General features: G+C 66.8%; 1 protein-coding gene. It reads left to right on the top strand.

Annotated features, from left to right (window positions below; genetic code table 11):
- Positions 1-680: MFS transporter (locus AC1D00_RS44065; RefSeq protein WP_477015068.1), on the top strand; the 680-nt coding region annotated here is incomplete at both ends.

Raw genomic sequence — 680 nt, 5'->3', positions numbered from 1 at the left:
CGCGGCGACGCCGGAAGGCGCCGTGCGCATCGCCCTCACCGTGCTCGCTCTGTGCTTCACACTGGCCGTGCTGGGCCGTGGGCTCGGCGACAGTTTTACGGTTTTCCTGAAGCCGATCTCGGAAAGTTTTGGCTGGGACCGCGCACAGATCGTCTCGGTCTATTCGCTCACCTGGCTCGCGAGCGGTCTCACCGCCCCCTTCGTCGGACGGCTGTTCGATCATTCCGGACCGCGCATCGTCTATGCGCTCGGGCTATCGCTGCTGGGCGCGGCGTTCCTGATTGCAGCGCACGCACAGCATCTGTGGCAGTTCCAGCTCTCGATCGGCCTCTGCGTCGGCATCGGCGTCGCCTTCATCGGCATCGTGCCGAACTCGATCCTGCTCGGTCGCTGGTTCGGGCCGCGCCTGCCGACCGCGATGTCGGTGGTGTATTCGGCGATGGGCGGCGGCGTGCTGGCGCTGCTGCCGGCCTCGCAGCTCCTGATCGACCATCTCGGCTGGCGCGGCACCTATCAGCTGTTCGGCTTTGCAGCATTGGGGCTGCTGGTGCCGCTGCTGCTGCTGCCGTGGCGGCTGTTCGCCTCGGGCTCGCCGCATGTGGTGAAGAAGACCGATCCTGATTTCGTCGACAACGGCTGGACGCTTCTCGGCGCGATGCGCCACCACGCCTTCTGGGCCC

It is taken from the genome of Bradyrhizobium sp. P2_E8 (genome assembly GCF_056403875.1).
This window is presented reverse-complemented; position numbering and strand designations above follow the sequence as displayed.